14 protein-coding genes and 2 pseudogenes are annotated in these 15261 nt (G+C 49.4%); 5 read left to right on the forward strand and 11 right to left on the reverse strand.

Features of this window, described 5'->3' with window-relative positions; all coding sequences use genetic code 11:
• Positions 1-93: 93 nt before the first annotated feature.
• On the reverse strand, positions 94-876 hold the full coding sequence (locus tag MJ768_RS09385) for a sulfite exporter TauE/SafE family protein (RefSeq protein WP_239290901.1): 783 nt from the start codon (positions 874-876) through the stop codon (positions 94-96).
• 101 nt (positions 877-977) lie between these two features.
• On the opposite strand from MJ768_RS09385, the gene cysB reads away from it, so the two are divergent.
• Positions 978-1925: an HTH-type transcriptional regulator CysB gene (gene cysB, locus MJ768_RS09390; protein WP_239290911.1), complete on the forward strand. Its 948-nt coding sequence runs from the start codon at positions 978-980 to the stop codon at positions 1923-1925.
• Between the two features lie 99 nt (positions 1926-2024).
• Here cysB and MJ768_RS09395 read toward each other — a convergent pair.
• The 7 genes and pseudogenes from MJ768_RS09395 to MJ768_RS09425 all read right to left on the reverse strand — a co-directional run.
• Positions 2025-2417 (reverse strand): annotated as a pseudogene (locus MJ768_RS09395) (IS3 family transposase); the annotation flags it as partial.
• 635 nt (positions 2418-3052) lie between these two features.
• A complete protein-coding gene (locus MJ768_RS09400; protein ID WP_239290913.1) occupies positions 3053-3229 on the reverse strand; it encodes a hypothetical protein in 177 nt (58 codons plus the stop codon).
• A gap of 313 nt (positions 3230-3542) precedes the next feature.
• Positions 3543-4823: a serine/threonine-protein kinase gene (locus tag MJ768_RS09405; RefSeq protein ID WP_239290915.1), complete on the reverse strand. Its 1281-nt coding sequence runs from the start codon at positions 4821-4823 to the stop codon at positions 3543-3545.
• 531 nt (positions 4824-5354) lie between these two features.
• The gene (locus MJ768_RS09410) at positions 5355-5798 is read right to left on the reverse strand and encodes a PilZ domain-containing protein (RefSeq protein WP_239290925.1); all 444 of its coding nucleotides are present in this window, start codon (positions 5796-5798) and stop codon (positions 5355-5357) included.
• A gap of 231 nt (positions 5799-6029) precedes the next feature.
• Positions 6030-7046: a tRNA preQ1(34) S-adenosylmethionine ribosyltransferase-isomerase QueA gene (queA, locus tag MJ768_RS09415; RefSeq protein WP_239290927.1), complete on the reverse strand. Its 1017-nt coding sequence runs from the start codon at positions 7044-7046 to the stop codon at positions 6030-6032.
• A 15-nt stretch (positions 7047-7061) separates the two neighbouring features.
• Positions 7062-7796 (reverse strand): pseudouridine synthase, encoded by a 735-nt coding sequence (locus tag MJ768_RS09420; protein ID WP_239290929.1) that lies wholly within the window; start codon positions 7794-7796, stop codon positions 7062-7064.
• A 238-nt stretch (positions 7797-8034) separates the two neighbouring features.
• The gene (locus MJ768_RS09425; protein WP_239290931.1) at positions 8035-8760 is read right to left on the reverse strand and encodes an HAD-IA family hydrolase; all 726 of its coding nucleotides are present in this window, start codon (positions 8758-8760) and stop codon (positions 8035-8037) included.
• Positions 8761-8903: 143 nt separating this feature from the next.
• On the opposite strand from MJ768_RS09425, the gene lnt reads away from it, so the two are divergent.
• Genes lnt through MJ768_RS09440 form a run of 3 tightly spaced genes read left to right on the forward strand, consistent with a single transcriptional unit; the run spans position 8904 to position 11322 of the window.
• Positions 8904-10442 (forward strand): apolipoprotein N-acyltransferase, encoded by a 1539-nt coding sequence (lnt, locus tag MJ768_RS09430; RefSeq protein ID WP_239290933.1) that lies wholly within the window; start codon positions 8904-8906, stop codon positions 10440-10442.
• A 23-nt stretch (positions 10443-10465) separates the two neighbouring features.
• A complete protein-coding gene (locus MJ768_RS09435; protein ID WP_239290935.1) occupies positions 10466-10711 on the forward strand; it encodes a GIY-YIG nuclease family protein in 246 nt (81 codons plus the stop codon).
• Positions 10708-11322, forward strand: coding sequence for a hypothetical protein (locus MJ768_RS09440; RefSeq protein ID WP_239290937.1), 615 nt, complete (start codon positions 10708-10710; stop codon positions 11320-11322). Before MJ768_RS09435 ends, MJ768_RS09440 begins: the two co-directional genes overlap by 4 nt.
• Before the next feature lie 144 nt (positions 11323-11466).
• Here MJ768_RS09440 and MJ768_RS09445 read toward each other — a convergent pair whose 3' ends face one another.
• Both MJ768_RS09445 and MJ768_RS09450 read right to left on the reverse strand, forming a co-directional pair.
• Positions 11467-12195 carry a glutathione S-transferase gene (locus MJ768_RS09445; protein ID WP_239290939.1) on the reverse strand — a complete coding sequence of 243 codons (729 nt, stop codon included), beginning with the start codon at positions 12193-12195 and terminating at the stop codon, positions 11467-11469.
• Between the two features lie 148 nt (positions 12196-12343).
• Positions 12344-12569, reverse strand: a pseudogene (locus MJ768_RS09450) (IS256-like element ISCARN59 family transposase); the annotation flags it as partial.
• A gap of 451 nt (positions 12570-13020) precedes the next feature.
• Between MJ768_RS09450 and MJ768_RS09455 the strand changes: the two are divergent.
• The gene (locus tag MJ768_RS09455) at positions 13021-13512 is read left to right on the forward strand and encodes a GlcG/HbpS family heme-binding protein (RefSeq protein ID WP_239290941.1); all 492 of its coding nucleotides are present in this window, start codon (positions 13021-13023) and stop codon (positions 13510-13512) included.
• A 390-nt stretch (positions 13513-13902) separates the two neighbouring features.
• Here the strand turns inward: MJ768_RS09455 and ffh are convergent, their stop codons facing one another.
• A complete protein-coding gene (ffh, locus tag MJ768_RS09460; RefSeq protein ID WP_239290943.1) occupies positions 13903-15252 on the reverse strand; it encodes a signal recognition particle protein in 1350 nt (449 codons plus the stop codon).
• Positions 15253-15261 lie beyond the last annotated feature (9 nt).

The raw sequence follows: 15261 nt of genomic DNA on the forward strand, positions 1-15261 counted from the left end.
CTTACATTAACGGCGCATTATAAAGCCAAGTTAAGCTAACCTTGCCTCCGCGGCCAATTTTAAAAACGCACTTTAACTATCAGGTAACAATTTTCAGTACAGCATCAGCTTGACACCGATAACAGTCAACATGGTCGCCAGAATCGGGCGCAACACCTGGTCTGGAACCTTTATACCAAGATGGCTACCCAGATAAATCCCTGGCAGCGAACCCAGCAATAAACTGCCCAGCAGCCCGTAATTTACCGTACCCAGCGCGGCATGACCCAACCCGGCAATCAGGGTGAGCGGCACCGCGTGTGCAATGTCAGTGCCGACGATCCTGGCCATAGGCGCGCGTGGATAAAGGAACAGCAATACCACCACGCCCAATGCACCCGCACCAACCGATGAAATTGTTACCAGTACACCCAGAATCGCACCGGTTAAAATAGTTGCACCGGTTAAATGATGCGCATGCAGTTCAAACATCACGCCATCCGGACGCCTCCCAAGCTTTATCAAATACGGCTTGAACAGCAGTGCCGCAGCAGTCAGCAACAATGCAACGCTCAATACGCTGGTAATAAGCGACTTAAGATGCTTCTCGTCCAGCGCCAAATAATGGAGTAGCGCCATGCTGAGCAAAGCGGCGGGCAAACTACCCATCGCCAGCAGCTTAACCACCTTCCAATCTACCGTACCGCGTCGTCCATGCACCCAACTGCCGCCCATCTTTGTCAGCGACGCATACAGCAGGTCAGTGCCGACTGCCGTGGCCGGGGCAATGCCGAACATCAGCACGAGTACCGGTGTCATTAAGGAGCCGCCGCCAACGCCAGTCACGCCAACCACAAAGCCGACTATAAAACCAGAAAATGTATAAAGCCAGTCCATCTAAACTCCCTAAAACGGCGCGCATGGTAGCGCACCTCCATATTGTTATCCAATAACATTATGTTAGTATCTTATAATCTATAGTTATAAGAAAAATCGATATGAACTTACAACAATTGCGTTACCTGCATGAGATTGTTAAGCATGAACTCAACATTTCCGATGCAGCAAAAGCTCTATATACCTCACAGCCCGGGCTGAGCAAGCAAATGAAATCTTTGGAAGAAGAGCTGGGAATCGAGATATTTGTGCGCAATGGCAAACGCCTTACCGCAATCACCGAACCAGGCAAGGCCGTGCTCGAAATTGCCCAGCGCATGCTTCATGAAGTAGGCAATTTAAAACAAGTGGGGCAGGAATTTCGCAGCCAGGATAGTGGCTCACTTACCATCGCCACCACCCATACCCAGGCACGCTATGCCTTGCCGCCAGTGGTCAAACAATTTATTAAACGTTATCCAAAAGTCAAACTCAGCCTACATCAAGGCAGCCCCACCCAAATTGCGCAGCAGGTACTTAATGGAGAGGCAGATATCGCCATCGCTACTGAAAGTCTTATTATGTACGACGAGCTGACAACCTTGCCATGCTATGAATGGCACCACTGTATTGTGGTGCCGATAGGACACCCGCTATTGGCGGAAAAAAAACTGACACTGAAAAAAATTGCTCAATATCCCATCATTACTTACGACTTCGCATTTAGCGGACGCGGCAAGATCAACGCCGCCTTCAATGCGCACAACATCACTCCTAACATCGTACTCACTGCTATTGATGCGGACGTAATTAAAACGTATGTAGAATTAGGCTTGGGTATCGGCATAGTCGCCCAAATGGCATTCATTCCAGATCGAGATAAACTCTTACGCATAATAGATACTGGCAATCTATTTCAATCCAGCACCACGCGCATTGCCATCCGCCGCAACGAATTTCTGCGCGGCTATACTTATCACTTCATCGAGCTATTTGCCCCTCACCTTACCCGCGAGGTAGTGACTAAAGCCCTGCACATTAATGACACCTCCCTTAATTCAAAATCCTGAGCGAGATAAAGCTCGAGAAAAATTTTATCGCGTTGCATATCCGGTAGAGCCGACACCGTTCGGGCTGAGGTCGGTTGTCAATAATGGACACCAACGGGTTCATGCCGCCAACCTGTTTCCATAGAATTGGCGCTCAAATGCGACAGGAGACAGATATCCCAAACGTGCCTGTTTGCGCTGCCGTCGGTAAAACATTTCGATGTATTCAGTGATGGCCTGAATGGCCTCGGCGCGAGTCTTGAAGCGCCGGTGATGCACCAATTCATTTTGAGCAATCCCCAGAAGCTTTCCATGGGGCGTTGCCGTAGCAGTTCCCCCGGCGCGACATCGATGGCACCATGCCGAACTGATCGAGCAATTTTCTGTACTCATGGGCGCACAATACTGGCTACCCCGATCCGAGTGGTGTATCAGTTCGCGCGGTGGGCATTTTGCCGCCACACCCCGAAACAGCGATTGGCTGACCAAATTTCTGGTCATGCGCTCCCCCATCTTGATTTGCTGCTGATAGCACAATGTCCTTGCGGGTGAAACTATGACCTTGCTTCATCACGATTTCCTCCCACCAGTCGTTGACGCTCAGCTTTATATTGGGCAACGACCCGGTAAACGGAGCGGTACCCCCCGCCAGCAGATGTCAGCATAATTGGCAAAATCATCGTCGGCTTAAAACCGGGAGGCAACTTTGCTGCAAATCCTATGGACGAATCAAAAAAAGCCGGTCTTTGATGCCCATTTGTTTAAGAAATGACGTACTACTGCGTGTGTCGTGCACCTAAGTACGAATCACAACAGAGAGACGAAGCGACTCATCTTTGTGTTCCGCGTCATACAATTCACACGATCTGCGCAAAAATCCGAGTTGCCGTTGAAGCTGCTCAAAGGGTCCATTTCAATTGCCTCTCTTTTTCGTCAAGTAGGGTGGGCACGCCCTTGTGCACACGCGATCAGCGTCAATCATATCCCAGCACCGCACTATCCATCGTATCAGCCCAGTCATGCGCATATACCCCATCACGCACATAGCGGTGAAATGTCGAATGAGGCCAATCAACCGCACGTTGTACATGTCCGCGTTTAACCGGATTGAAATGAATGTAATTGACATGGCAGCAAAATCATTTTCATCACGAATTTGGTGTTCCCAGAATCGCCGTTGCCAGATAGTCGATTCGCAACGTTTGATTTTGATGCAGCCAGCCAGCCGGCACGACGATAATCTCTCTGCAGGCCAAAGAAATCGCTCGCTTGATCATCATCCAACGGGTGGGAAAATCGGCATCACCGTCAGGTAATGTCCACACGCAATTTATGCATCAATGACGAATGGACGCGCCACACGCACCGTTTTGATTGAAGCGCGCAATGCGTTACAAATCGCTTGGTCACATAGAATCGACTACCTCCGGACGGTTCAGCATCTCACAATAGGATGTAGATGATGTAAGACACCGGATATACGTGAATAATCGAACCCACAATCCAAAAAACGGAGTGATTGCAAATGAAGAAAAGTCCATATACGGTCATTTCACCTGCGCAGAAGCAGCCGTTCAAAAGAGTCAACAATCGGTGAGATTTACCTGGGGGCTTAGCGGAAGGGCGAAGGAATTCCTATTAAGCCAGCAATTTCGAAATACGGGTGTTCGCTACATCCAAGCGTTTCAAAAGGACATGCAAAAAAGAATCATCAAACTGAAAACGGCATTCCACCGATGCTCTTGCCAGAGTATCCAGATTAATCTCAATCAGGGTGACCTCAGTTCCCGTTTCCACCGCAGTGCTACGTATAAAAGTGCTGTCCGGGAAACGTTTTATCTCACCAAAACACTCACCCTTATGCAAGCGGCCCAACACATTACCATTCTTGAGTATCTTGACCATACCGTTGGCCAGAATGAACAACGTATTGCCTATATCACCCTCTTTCAGGATCAATGTATCCTTACTCACCTTGCGCCAGTTGCTGAAATGCAGCACTTCCCACAACTCTACAACCCTGAATCTCTCGAAAAACGAAAGCGAACGCAGAGTATCAAATTTCTCCGTATCATAAATTTCATTCTGCTCTTGGAACAGTGAACTAAAGGCGAAGAAAGATGATAGGTCTTGAGCGAATTCATCCCAATTCTGGTACCGTTGAGACAAATCTTTCTTCATAGCATGCTGAACGATGGCATTCAGTTCATCTGGGATGTCTAGACGAAAAGTCTTGGGTGGAGGTGGTTCGCCATGAACAATCTGATAAAGGAGACCGTGGCTGCTATTCGCCTCGAACGGCAACCTGCCAGTGAGTAGCTTGTACATCGTCACGCCGAGCGAATATATATCTGATTGTTGCGTCAATGGCAGGTCACTGATTTGCTCAGGCGACATATAGGCAGGCGATCCCACCCCGCTGACATGCGTATCCTCATAGTTCTCAATAATCGCTGCGCCAAAATCTGAAAGTTTGATGTCGCTTTCTCCATGCAACAGGATGTTAGCTGGCTTGATGTCGCGGTGGATCACACCTTGAGTTTGCGCATATTCCAATGCCTTACAGCACTTGAAAATGATTTCCGCGACGGTGGTGAAAGGCAATAGCTGCCCTGCTTCGGTATATTTTTCCAGCGATCCACCATCGACGTATTCCATTACCAAATAATTGAGGTCGTCGCTTAGCACTGCATCGAAAATTTTCACAATGTGCGGGTGCTGCAATTTCCCCGCCAAGGAGGACTCAGTAAGGAATAGCTTATGGAACGTTTTTTCGACTGTCGTACCGTTTGATGAATACAGTTCAAACAACTTGATTGCAACTTTCCTATTGCTAAACGGATCTATTGCAAGGAACACCTTGCTAGTCGCCCCAGACCCCAACTCCTTGACGGTTATATATTTACCAATGTTTTTCATGAAAAATATTGCGCCAAAAAACGATGCTTATTAAGCAATTGTTACAACTGATAGTTGAAAATTATTACAGCATCGTTAAGGTATTCACTTGGCCATTGACCGTTATCGGTCGCTATGTGTTCAAGACAAAGCAGTCCATTCAGACGTCTTGATGCCATGGTTCCTTCTGGCCTATATTGAAGCGTTATTTCTTATGAGTATTCCAGACGGTTCAAGCCATGGGTGTGTATCCGGCCACCTTTATTATTACAACGGCAGGTTTACATTGATCAAGGCTCCTTCCGAACTGATAGGAAATAACTTATAGACCATAGACTGAAAACTTTAATCCATGTTGTCCATTAGAACAGCACCGCATTGAAAAATAATGAAAATTCCAAATGGATACTATTAGAAACCTCATTGATTTTAATGGATTCAGACTTCCAATGAACAATCTGGGTTTAACGCTCCGGCTGGTATCTCAGAGCATCGTCCGCTGCAACGGGTTGTCAAGCTTTGCAGATATACATCTACTCTTTAATTCTGTCACTACCAAGCCTCCAAATGGTGCTTTGTCAAGCGTGCATCCAGGTAGGCGCAGGCTGATGCCAACTCGAATTTAACAAAAGCAATACCAACCCTGAAACATTGATCATACGCATCATGGATGGCGTGGGAGGTAATGCCGTGAACTATCATGATCCTCGGTGCGCCATGGCCGGCCAATGGGGGTATGTAAATGTGTAGCGTTACGCTGGTGCGGTGGTTAAGGTTGCATCCAACCAGGATTGCCGCTCCATGAATAGAAATATCCTTGATTTTTCCTTCATGCAAGTCTTGACCTTCGACGATAGCGGCAACTCTCCATGAGGCCTTATAACGAGTTCCCTTGCGGAGCTCTTTGACACCTTGTGGCTGCGATGATTTAATCGGCGACACATCGTCGAAAGCATCTAACACGGCAGGCGTGTCATTTTCAATACTAATCATCATGTCTATCCTAGGCTTATCGAAACAAGATACCTTTCAGCAAAGTTGCCAAGTGAGTGCAGGTTATTGGGCACTTCCAATACTGTCAATTTATATGGGACGAATGGTCAATTTCTATTGACGAGAGGTTCCTAGTGAAACACCAAACGAGTGTCTGGTAATGACACAGTCATTCACGCAAAGCGATTATTCCTTTTTAAAAAGAAGCCTGAACAGATTACTTGCTCAAACATGCTACCGCTCAATCAGCATGGCATCACCATAACTGAAAAAACGGTATTGCCGTTCTACCGCATGGTTATAGGCGGCAAGCATTGCGTCCATGCCACCGAAGGCGCACACCAGCATCAGCAGGGTAGACTTGGGCAAATGGAAATTAGTCAGTAAAACATCCACTACTTTGAAACGGTAACCTGGAGTAATGAATATACTTGTTTCACCCTCCCCGGCACACAACCTGTCTTGTTGCGCTGCACTTTCCAGCGCACGCAAACTGGTAGTACCCACCGCGATGATCCGTCCGCCCCGCGCCCGAGCCTGCATAATGGCTTCCACCGTTGCTTGCGGAATAGCATAGCGTTCGCGGTGCATCACATGATCACGGACATTATTTACACGCACTGGCTGAAAAGTGCCGGCGCCGACATGCAAAGTTAGATAGGCCAGTTGCGTACCTTGAGCGCGTAAAACGGCAAGCATTGCGTCGTCGAAATGCAGCCCTGCCGTAGGCGCGGCTACCGAACCGGGCTGGCATGCATACACCGTCTGATAACGCTCTTCGTCTTCGGCATTTGCTGCATGAGTGATATAGGGTGGCAGCGGCAACCGCCCATATTGTTCCAGCAATAACGACACATTTTCTTTACTGTCGAAGCGCAAGCGGAAAAATTCTCGCTCGCGTCCCAGCACCGTAACGGGGAGATGGCCTGCCAGCAACAACTGGCTGCCCGGCTTGGGCGCATGGCTGGCGCGCACTTGGGCCAGCGCATGATGTTCATCGAGAATACGCTCGATCAATACCTCAATTTTGCCGCCGCTTTCCTTTACTCCGAAGAAACGCGCCTTGAGCACGCGCGCATCGTTCAATACCAGCAAATCGTGTTCACGTACCAAGGAGGGCAACTGGGCAAACACGGAGTCTTCTCTAGACTCCCCGTGTACGCACAACAAGCGACTGGCATCGCGCCGCTTGGGTGGGTGTTGCGCGATCAAGTGCTCGGGAAGTTCGAAGTTAAATTCGTCGGTGAACATCAAAAAAATTTGCAGCTATCCGAACGCTTCATCTTCGCGCAGGTAGCGCCATTGCCCAATGGGCAAATCGCCCAATTTAATTTTGCCGATACGCACGCGCTTTAACCCGGTAACTTTAAGTCCGACCAGTTCGCACATGCGACGAATCTGGCGTTTTTTGCCTTCGCGCAGGATGAAGCGCAATTGATCGTCATTCAGCCAGCTCACTCTGGCGGACTTAAGCATCTCGCCGTCCAGTTTGAGGCCGTGGTTCAACATGGTTAGGCCGTTAGCTGAAATTTTGCCCTGCACGCGCACCAGATATTCCTTGTCAAGCTCGGAATCCTCGCCGACCAGTTGTTTGGCGATGCGGCCATCCTGAGTCAATACCAGCAAACCCTGCGAATCAATATCCAGCCGACCTGCGGGCGCGATGCCATTCAAATGCATGGGATGAAAAGACAGCGGTGATTGATCGTTGGCAAAGCGCGATGAAGCATTAATCAGTGTAACTGCGGGCTTGTGGTTGTCTTCCGCCTGCCCGGAAACAAAACCGATAGGCTTGTTCAGCAAGATAGTTACGCGCGTTTGTTGTTGCGCTTGGGCGGCGCGGTTCAGCGTGATGCGCTGGGTGGGATCTATTTTTGTGCCCAGCTCAGTTACTGGCTTGCCATCCACCAGCACCCACCCACGTTCAATATAGCTGTCTGCCTCGCGGCGGGAGCACAAGCCCTGTTCGGACATCAATTTGGAGAGACGTATTTTTTCCATAAATTTTTGTATTCAAGTCTAATGCAGTAGCAGCAATACATACTGTGCGGCTATTCAAGAAACGATGCGGGAGCGCTATGCTACACGATTGCATCTCGTATTATCCCTATGGTTATGTCATTCGCTGCGAACGTGATTTTGATAGCTATAGAGAGGAGCCACAAAATTCACGCTATTCAGCAAGAAGGAAATTCTTCCTATTGGGAGAGTGTATGAAAAAAAATTGGGTTGCAGAAATTTAAACAGATGCCGTCCGTTTGGAAAAGTCTAGACCAGCAACCTGATAAAAGCTTTCTAAATTACTTAAATCATCCAGCACCGCTGACGCTCCAGAAAAATCCTGCTTGCTCGTGTAGTGATTAATTGTAATGAAAGTTTTCAATCCAGCGGCCAAGCTGGAACGCAGACCATTCTCAGAGTCTTCCAGCGCAATACACTCAGCAGCATCGAGGCCTAGCCTCTCCAACACCCAATAATAAATGTCGGGTGCGGGTTTTTTATGCTGAACGATATCGCCATAACCAATGACATCAAACAGAGCTTCGCTACCCACGCCCAACCCCTGTTGTAAAAGCGTGACGACGTTATCCAGCGAAGTGGTGGTGGCAATGGCAAGCTTCAATCCTGCCTGTTTGGCTTCGGTTATCAGTCGTTTTATATTAGGGCGCAATGGAATACCGCCTTCGCGTAACATCGCAGTGTAATGCGCGGTCTTGACCAAATGGAGGTGTTTCACAAAACTCTCATAATCAGCCGGCTTCTGGAAACCAGGCACATAGGTAGTAACGAAATGATTGATTCGTTCTTTTCCGCCGGTCACTTTAAGCAACTTGTCATACAGGGCAACATCCCAGTTCCAGTCGAGATGATTTTCCGCGAATGTTTTATTGAACGAGAGGCGATGCGCCTCTTCGGTATCTGCTAACGTGCCATCTACGTCAAATATTATAGCTTTAGTTTTCATTCTGCACTTTCCATTAGCGATTTAGCAATACTCATTAAAAATTGCACCTTGCATTTTAGTCGAACTCCGAGTCCCCAGAGGTAATTTTAAATAATATTGGAGAAGCCATATAATTGGCAAGATCAATCCGGCGGTAATTTTTAGTGAAATTCATTTCTGCGTATAGAATCATTATAGCTTTTTGTCTTGGCCTGCTTACCGTTCTAGGCTTTGCACCTTTTTCGCTGTTCCCTCTCGCTATTTTTTCACTAGCCGCACTATTCTGGCAGTGGCAGCACGCAAATGGGAAGCGTGCGGCAGCATTGCTGGGGTTTTCCTTTGGTTTTGGCTTATTCAGTGCCGGCATAGGCTGGCTATACATTGCGCAGCATGATTACGGCGACATGCCGTTCTTACTGGCGCTCTCCACTACCGCTCTGTTCGCTGCATTCTTGGCGTTATTTCCCGCGTTGATTGGATATGCGCAGGCAAGGTTGCGAGCTCCTTCTTGGGCACGCTTGATACTTGTAATGCCTGCGTTGTGGGTTCTTCTGGAATGGATACGCGGGCTGCTGTTCACTGGTTTCCCTTGGCTGACACTGGCTTATTCACAAGTATCTGCTAGCCCCTTGGTGGGATATGCGCCAATATTCGGCGTTTATGGTGTATCACTAGCGGTAACGATAAGTGCGGGATTGCTGGCGCTGTTGTGGCAAATGCGTTGGAATGCTCAAAGAAAAGCGGCGCTGGTGGCGCTGTTGCTGCTATGGGCTAGCGCTGCGGCGCTGCGTACCATAGACTGGACACAGCCTGAAGGCGAGCCGTTCAAGGTTGCGTTGTTGCAGGGCAATATTCCGCAAGATCTAAAATTCCACGAAGGAAAGCTTGTCGACACACTGGAAACCTATCGCCGACTGGTGCTGCAAACCGATGCGCGTTTGATCATTTTACCGGAAACCGCATTGCCACTGCTACGCCACGACCTGCCGGAAAATTACATGGATATTTTTCGCAAGCACGCCAGGCAAAACGGCGGCGATATTCTTATCGGTGCATTTGAAAGTGACAACGAGCTGCACTACAACAGCGTATTCACGCTTGGCACAGCAAATAGCCAAAATTACCGTAAAAACCATCTGGTGCCATTCGGCGAATTCATCCCGTTGCGCCCGGCGTTGGGCTGGATCATTAACGAAGTATTGCATATCCCCATGTCTGACTTAGCGCGCGGCGGCGAGCGACAACCGGTATTGCGCATAGCGGGCCAACGCGTTGCCGTGCAGATTTGCTATGAGGATGTATTCGGCGAAGAAGTCATCCGTTACTTGCCGGAGGCAAGCTTGCTGGTAAATGTCAGCAACGATGCCTGGTATGGCAAATCGCACGCAGCGATGCAGCACAACCAGATCGCACAAATGCGCGCACTGGAAACAGGGCGCATGATGCTGCGCGCCACGAACACTGGCGTAACCTCGATCATCAGGCGCGATGGCAGCATTCAGCAGATGTTGCCACAGCATGAGGAAGGCGTACTCACTGGACAGGCGCAGGGCTATACCGGCAGCACACCATATGTGCGCTGGGGCAATGCGGCAGTGCTGATTATTTTGCTAATGATGCTCGTCTTGGCCAAACTGGTGCAGCGCAGGTCACGCTCTCACTCACCTTCAACGCATTCTCCCAGTGTAAAAAAATCAAGGTGAAAGAACGCATTGAGGGATTTACAATGAACTGGGTTTGCTACCTCGTTTGTTGTACTGACGGCACTCTCTATTGCGGCATCACCAATAATCTGGAAAAACGTCTGGCCGCACACAATGCTGGTGAGGCGGCGAAATATACTCGCGGCCGTCGCCCAGTGCGGCTAATGCATGTCGAGCCATGCGCCGACAAATCCGCTGCCTTAAAGCGCGAGCTACAGATTAAAGAATTATCGCGTGGCGAAAAACAGGCGTTATGCGGAATTACATGAGAACAGTCTATGGAGATCAAATAGCGCTGTACTTGTCGCCAAGCATTATTAACCATCTATCAGGTACCGCCAGCGTGCTCCTGCGCTATGATTTTGGGATTGAAGTCGTGATGGCTGGACTGCTGCACGCGACATACACCCATTGCCCTGAACATCCGGAAGGCAAGCAAGCGGCGAGTGAGGAGGTGTGCCGTAAACTCGGCGGCAAGCGCAACAAGGTGGAGCGTCTGGTCAGGGGCTATACGCTCAGGGGAATGAGATCGCCGAGATATCAGGTCGTGGTGACGGATGTCGGGCGACTCACTGTTTTTGAAGCCGAAGTGGAGATGATTGCTCTTGCCAACGAGATTGATATTTACCTGAGTGGTGAAACCCGGTACTCGGCACCTCGTAACGATGAAATGACTCCAATACAATTGGACATAGCCGGCAGAATTTGCGGGATTATTGGGATAAGCGGCATGTCCCGTAGCCCGCACCAAGGGCGTAACGATAATCGGCTGCCACCTCCGCTCAACCTGCTCACCAAGCAAAACATGAGCTATCGGTTCAATAAAGAGCATTCTGCAATCACGCCCATGCCTGGCAACGCCAAATTCGTGTCCCTCTGAATAATGCCAACGGATGTGCTGATCCGACAGGCACGATTTCGTGCGAACAGGTTTGCTCCAGCAGTTTGACCTGAAGGTTGTTTTCCTCCGGGGTTGTGTTGTTGCGGACCTGCTCTAACGGAACGCGCAGCATTATGCATGCTGTCATCCATCTAGCTCTGGATAGCGACGAAAAATATCATCATTGTTGAAGGCGAGCCGACGGCCGGACGCCACGTAACGCTTGATATGCGGCCGGGCAAAAACCAGGTCATGCAGCGCGCGCAAGCGCGAACAAGCGCGTAATGTTTTTCGACTTGCTGATGGAAAGGCATAGTGCAGCCCCGCGATGATCTGCGCCATGGACAAATCTACATAGGTAAGCCGCGTGCCCACCATCCACGGGCCGTCGGCCGAGTTGCGGTCCAATATGCGCTCGAAATAATTGAGAAACTTCGGCAGGCGATTTGCCAGAAAATCCTTCGAGCGCCGCTTCGCGGCCAGCTTCTGTTCCTCGTAATAAAGTCCGCTGCCGAGGGGGTGATGAGTGTCGTGAATTTCCACGACGAAATCAGCGATGGTGAGTTGCAATTGATGAGTCCACAGCTTGCTGGCCGTGTCTCGCGGGGCGAGACCCAAGCGGCCGCCGAGAAACAAGAGAATGTTTGGAGTCTGCCCAATTAATTGCCGACCGGCTTTGAGGAACGGGGGAGCGAATGGAGGACGCTCGATGCTCTCATCTTCAAAGAATTTTTCCATGGCCGTTATTCCGCCGCCTTCTTCTTCCGGGATCAGTGCTACGTCGATGTACTCCGCTTCTGCCTCTTCGAGCGCGAGGCGCACAAATTCGCCCCGTCCCTGAATTCCAGGCCAGTAATAGAGCTCATAGATCATAATTAGGTCTCCTGTTCGATGTTCGATAGTACTACCGCACTTCACCATGCATGAACAATACGACAGCCACGTTCGTGTTCTCGTACAATCGGGCCAAGTTTAAAATCTGCTGTAAATTTTTTTCAGTTGGTTCACGGACGTTTGGTTATTAGCTGGCGAGCGCAACGGCATTGTTGTACTCGCCAGCTATTACTCGTGCGGCGGCTCTCTCAGCGAATTCGTCCATGCCGAGGTAGCGGCATTCCTGCCAAATCTCGTTCTGTTCAGCAAGCAATGCACCGATCAGTTGCATCGCTGAATCATCGTCACATCGTCATACTGGAAGATATGAACACCCATTCCCGACGGCGTATTTCCTCGTTCAATCGCTCCTGACATCATTTCTTCTCTATTATTGATTAACGTCTCAGAACCACCAATTTTCCAAATTGAAGCGCTGGCTATCTCACCACTATTTTTCAGCAGCTTACGGATTTAATTGATGATAGCCATTTATTACGGATTGCCAATCTCAAAACATTGTCTGTTCAGTAGCGCACAGAAATCAACCTTTAAATGTTATATTTTAATAATAAGTTTGTTTGAAATTAATCACTCAATTAGAGGCATCCATGCGCCAAGCTATCATTTCCTATTGCTAATGGACATGTTAACTTTAATTTTATTAGCTGGGCCAAAATAGCGACATGCCGAAGAAAACAGACTCAACCCAGCTGAAACTTCTTCAACGAAATCCTAACTAAAGATTTAAAAGTTACCCCGAAATTTTTTTTGAAACTTCATTGGAAACGCTTAATAAGCGCAACAATCACCAGGAGAATTACCATGATTTCTCGCGTCACATGCACTCTCATTTTCGCAACTCTCGTTACTGCGGGCAATGCTCATGCACAGGTTCGCACCGTCAGGGACATTCCGACCGCACTGGCAGTAGAAGCCGTCGCCGCCGCCGTCGCTGACTGCTCTTCGAAGGGCTATAACGTCAGCGGAGCTGTGGTCGACCGCGCTGGACAGATCAAGGCGCTACAACGTGCAGACAACGCAGGCCCGCATACGATTGATACCAGCCGCAGGAAAGCGTACACAGCTCTTTCGATGAAAACTTCGACCGCGCGGCTCATGGAAAATACACAGAAGAACCCCGCAGCTGCCAATCTTGTCTACATAAATGATTTCATTGCCTTGGGTGGCGGAATACCAATTCAAGTGGAAGGCGACACAATTGGTGCCATCGGCATTGGTGGCGCACCCGGCGGCCATCTCGATGAACAGTGCGCGGAGGCAGGAATCGCTAAGATCAAAGACCGCTTGAAGTGAGGGGCTGGCAATTGTGAAATTCAACGGGTCAAGCAGCGAGTAGATTTGCATGGTATCGCTGCATGAAAGCAAGGGGGACAGGTAGCCTGGGCGGCCTGTTCCCTTTATCGGTAATGGAATATCCCGATGTTCCCTGATGATCTCCTGCATGGACCGATTCCGAAGATACTACCGCCCGATTAAGTATGGTGACTTCATTACGACTCTCATAGAGCCTAGCTGCATATACAGTGATGTCATGTTGGTTCAATAAAGTTATTCCATTGAGCAAACACAACTACAGATTAATCAATGGCGGATTAAAATCAATAAATTTAATAATTTGTTACTTAATTGATTTTACTTGTTAACTTTGCCTTGCTATGACTGACCATCTTCAGCTTCCAGAGCTTAACGTTTGCCGGGCAACATGCCCTTCATGCCGCGCATCAATTTACCTATGCCGCCTTTGCTGAACATCTTCATCATCTTTTGCGTTTGTTCGAACTGGCTCAATAGTTGATTGACGTGCATCACCTGAACCCCCGCTCCGGCGGCGATGCGGCGCTTACGCGAAGCTTTAATGAGTTCCGGGTGGGAACGTTCTTGCATCGTCATCGAGTTAATGATGCCTTCAGTGCGGTTGATGGCGCGGTCGTCCATCTTGGCGCCCGCCGCAGCCTGACCGAGTTGTGCAGGTAGTTTGTCCATCAGGGCAGACATGCCGCCCATTTTGCGCATTTGCACGATTTGCATCTTGAAATCGTTGAGATCAAATCCGTGACCACTTTTAATTTTTTTGGCGAGTTTTTCAGCCTCGGCCTGATCAATCTCACGGTGGACATCTTCAATCAACGACAATACATCTCCCATGCCCAACACGCGCGAAGCCATGCGCTCTGGATGGAAGGCCTCCAAGCCATTAAGCTTTTCGCTCACGCCAACAAATTTGATCGGCTTGCCGGTGATGTGCCGTACCGACAAGGCCGCCCCGCCCCGCGCATCACCATCCAGCTTGGTGAGAATAATACCGCTTAGCGGCAATGCCTCGCCAAATGCTTTTGCGGTATTCACGGCGTCCTGACCGGTCATGGCGTCCACAACAAACAGAGTTTCAATCGGATTAAGGGCGGCGTGCAATTGCTGAATTTCTTCCATCATTGCCGCATTGATCGCAAGGCGACCAGCAGTATCCACAATCAGCACATCGTGGTGATGCTTGCGCGCGTAATCAAGCGCCGCCAGTGCTATATCGCGCGGCTTCTGGCTAATGTCAGAGGCGAAAAAATCGATTTCAAGTTGCTGCGCCAGGGTACGCAATTGCTCGATAGCAGCAGGACGGTAAACGTCGCAACTAACCAGCAACACTTTTTTCTTCATTTGCTCGCGCAGCAATTTGGCAAGTTTGCCACTAGTGGTAGTCTTGCCTGCGCCCTGCAAACCAGCCATCAAAATCACGGCCGGCGGCACGGTGGTGAGATTCAACGCATCGTTGTGTTCACCCATCAGCTTGGTCAGCTCGCGATGTACGATACCAATCAATGCTTGTCCCGGCGTCAGGCTGCTCAACACTTCTTGTCCCAACGCAGCCTGTTTCACCTGGGCAGTAAATTCTTTAACCACGGGCAACGCCACGTCAGCTTCCAGCAGGGCCAAGCGTACTTCACGCAAGGCATCCTGAATGTTGCTTTCAGACAAGCGCGCTTGTCCCCGCAGGTTTTTTATAACGCCTGAAAGGCGTTGTGTAAGGTTGTCTAGCATGATCTCGCT

Origin of the sequence: Candidatus Nitrotoga sp. 1052, assembly GCF_927312905.1 — a bacterium.
Classification (GTDB): Bacteria; Pseudomonadota; Gammaproteobacteria; order Burkholderiales; family Gallionellaceae; genus Nitrotoga.

Excerpts from the sequence above, each read along its gene's own strand:
- MJ768_RS09385 (WP_239290901.1), bottom strand. The coding sequence starts at position 876 with ATGGACTGGCTTTATACATTTTCTGGTTTTATAGTCGGCTTTGTGGTT.
- MJ768_RS09420 (WP_239290929.1), bottom strand. The coding sequence starts at position 7,796 with ATGGAAAAAATACGTCTCTCCAAATTGATGTCCGAACAGGGCTTGTGC.
- MJ768_RS09455 (WP_239290941.1), top strand. The coding sequence starts at position 13,021 with ATGATTTCTCGCGTCACATGCACTCTCATTTTCGCAACTCTCGTTACT.
- MJ768_RS09405 (WP_239290915.1), bottom strand. The coding sequence starts at position 4,823 with ATGAAAAACATTGGTAAATATATAACCGTCAAGGAGTTGGGGTCTGGG.
- cysB (WP_239290911.1), top strand. The coding sequence starts at position 978 with ATGAACTTACAACAATTGCGTTACCTGCATGAGATTGTTAAGCATGAA.
- queA (WP_239290927.1), bottom strand. The coding sequence starts at position 7,046 with ATGTTCACCGACGAATTTAACTTCGAACTTCCCGAGCACTTGATCGCG.
- MJ768_RS09445 (WP_239290939.1), bottom strand. The coding sequence starts at position 12,195 with ATGATCTATGAGCTCTATTACTGGCCTGGAATTCAGGGACGGGGCGAA.
- MJ768_RS09425 (WP_239290931.1), bottom strand. The coding sequence starts at position 8,760 with ATGAAAACTAAAGCTATAATATTTGACGTAGATGGCACGTTAGCAGAT.
- MJ768_RS09410 (WP_239290925.1), bottom strand. The coding sequence starts at position 5,798 with ATGATGATTAGTATTGAAAATGACACGCCTGCCGTGTTAGATGCTTTC.
- MJ768_RS09440 (WP_239290937.1), top strand. The coding sequence starts at position 10,708 with ATGAGAACAGTCTATGGAGATCAAATAGCGCTGTACTTGTCGCCAAGC.
- MJ768_RS09435 (WP_239290935.1), top strand. The coding sequence starts at position 10,466 with ATGAACTGGGTTTGCTACCTCGTTTGTTGTACTGACGGCACTCTCTAT.
- ffh (WP_239290943.1), bottom strand. The coding sequence starts at position 15,252 with ATGCTAGACAACCTTACACAACGCCTTTCAGGCGTTATAAAAAACCTG.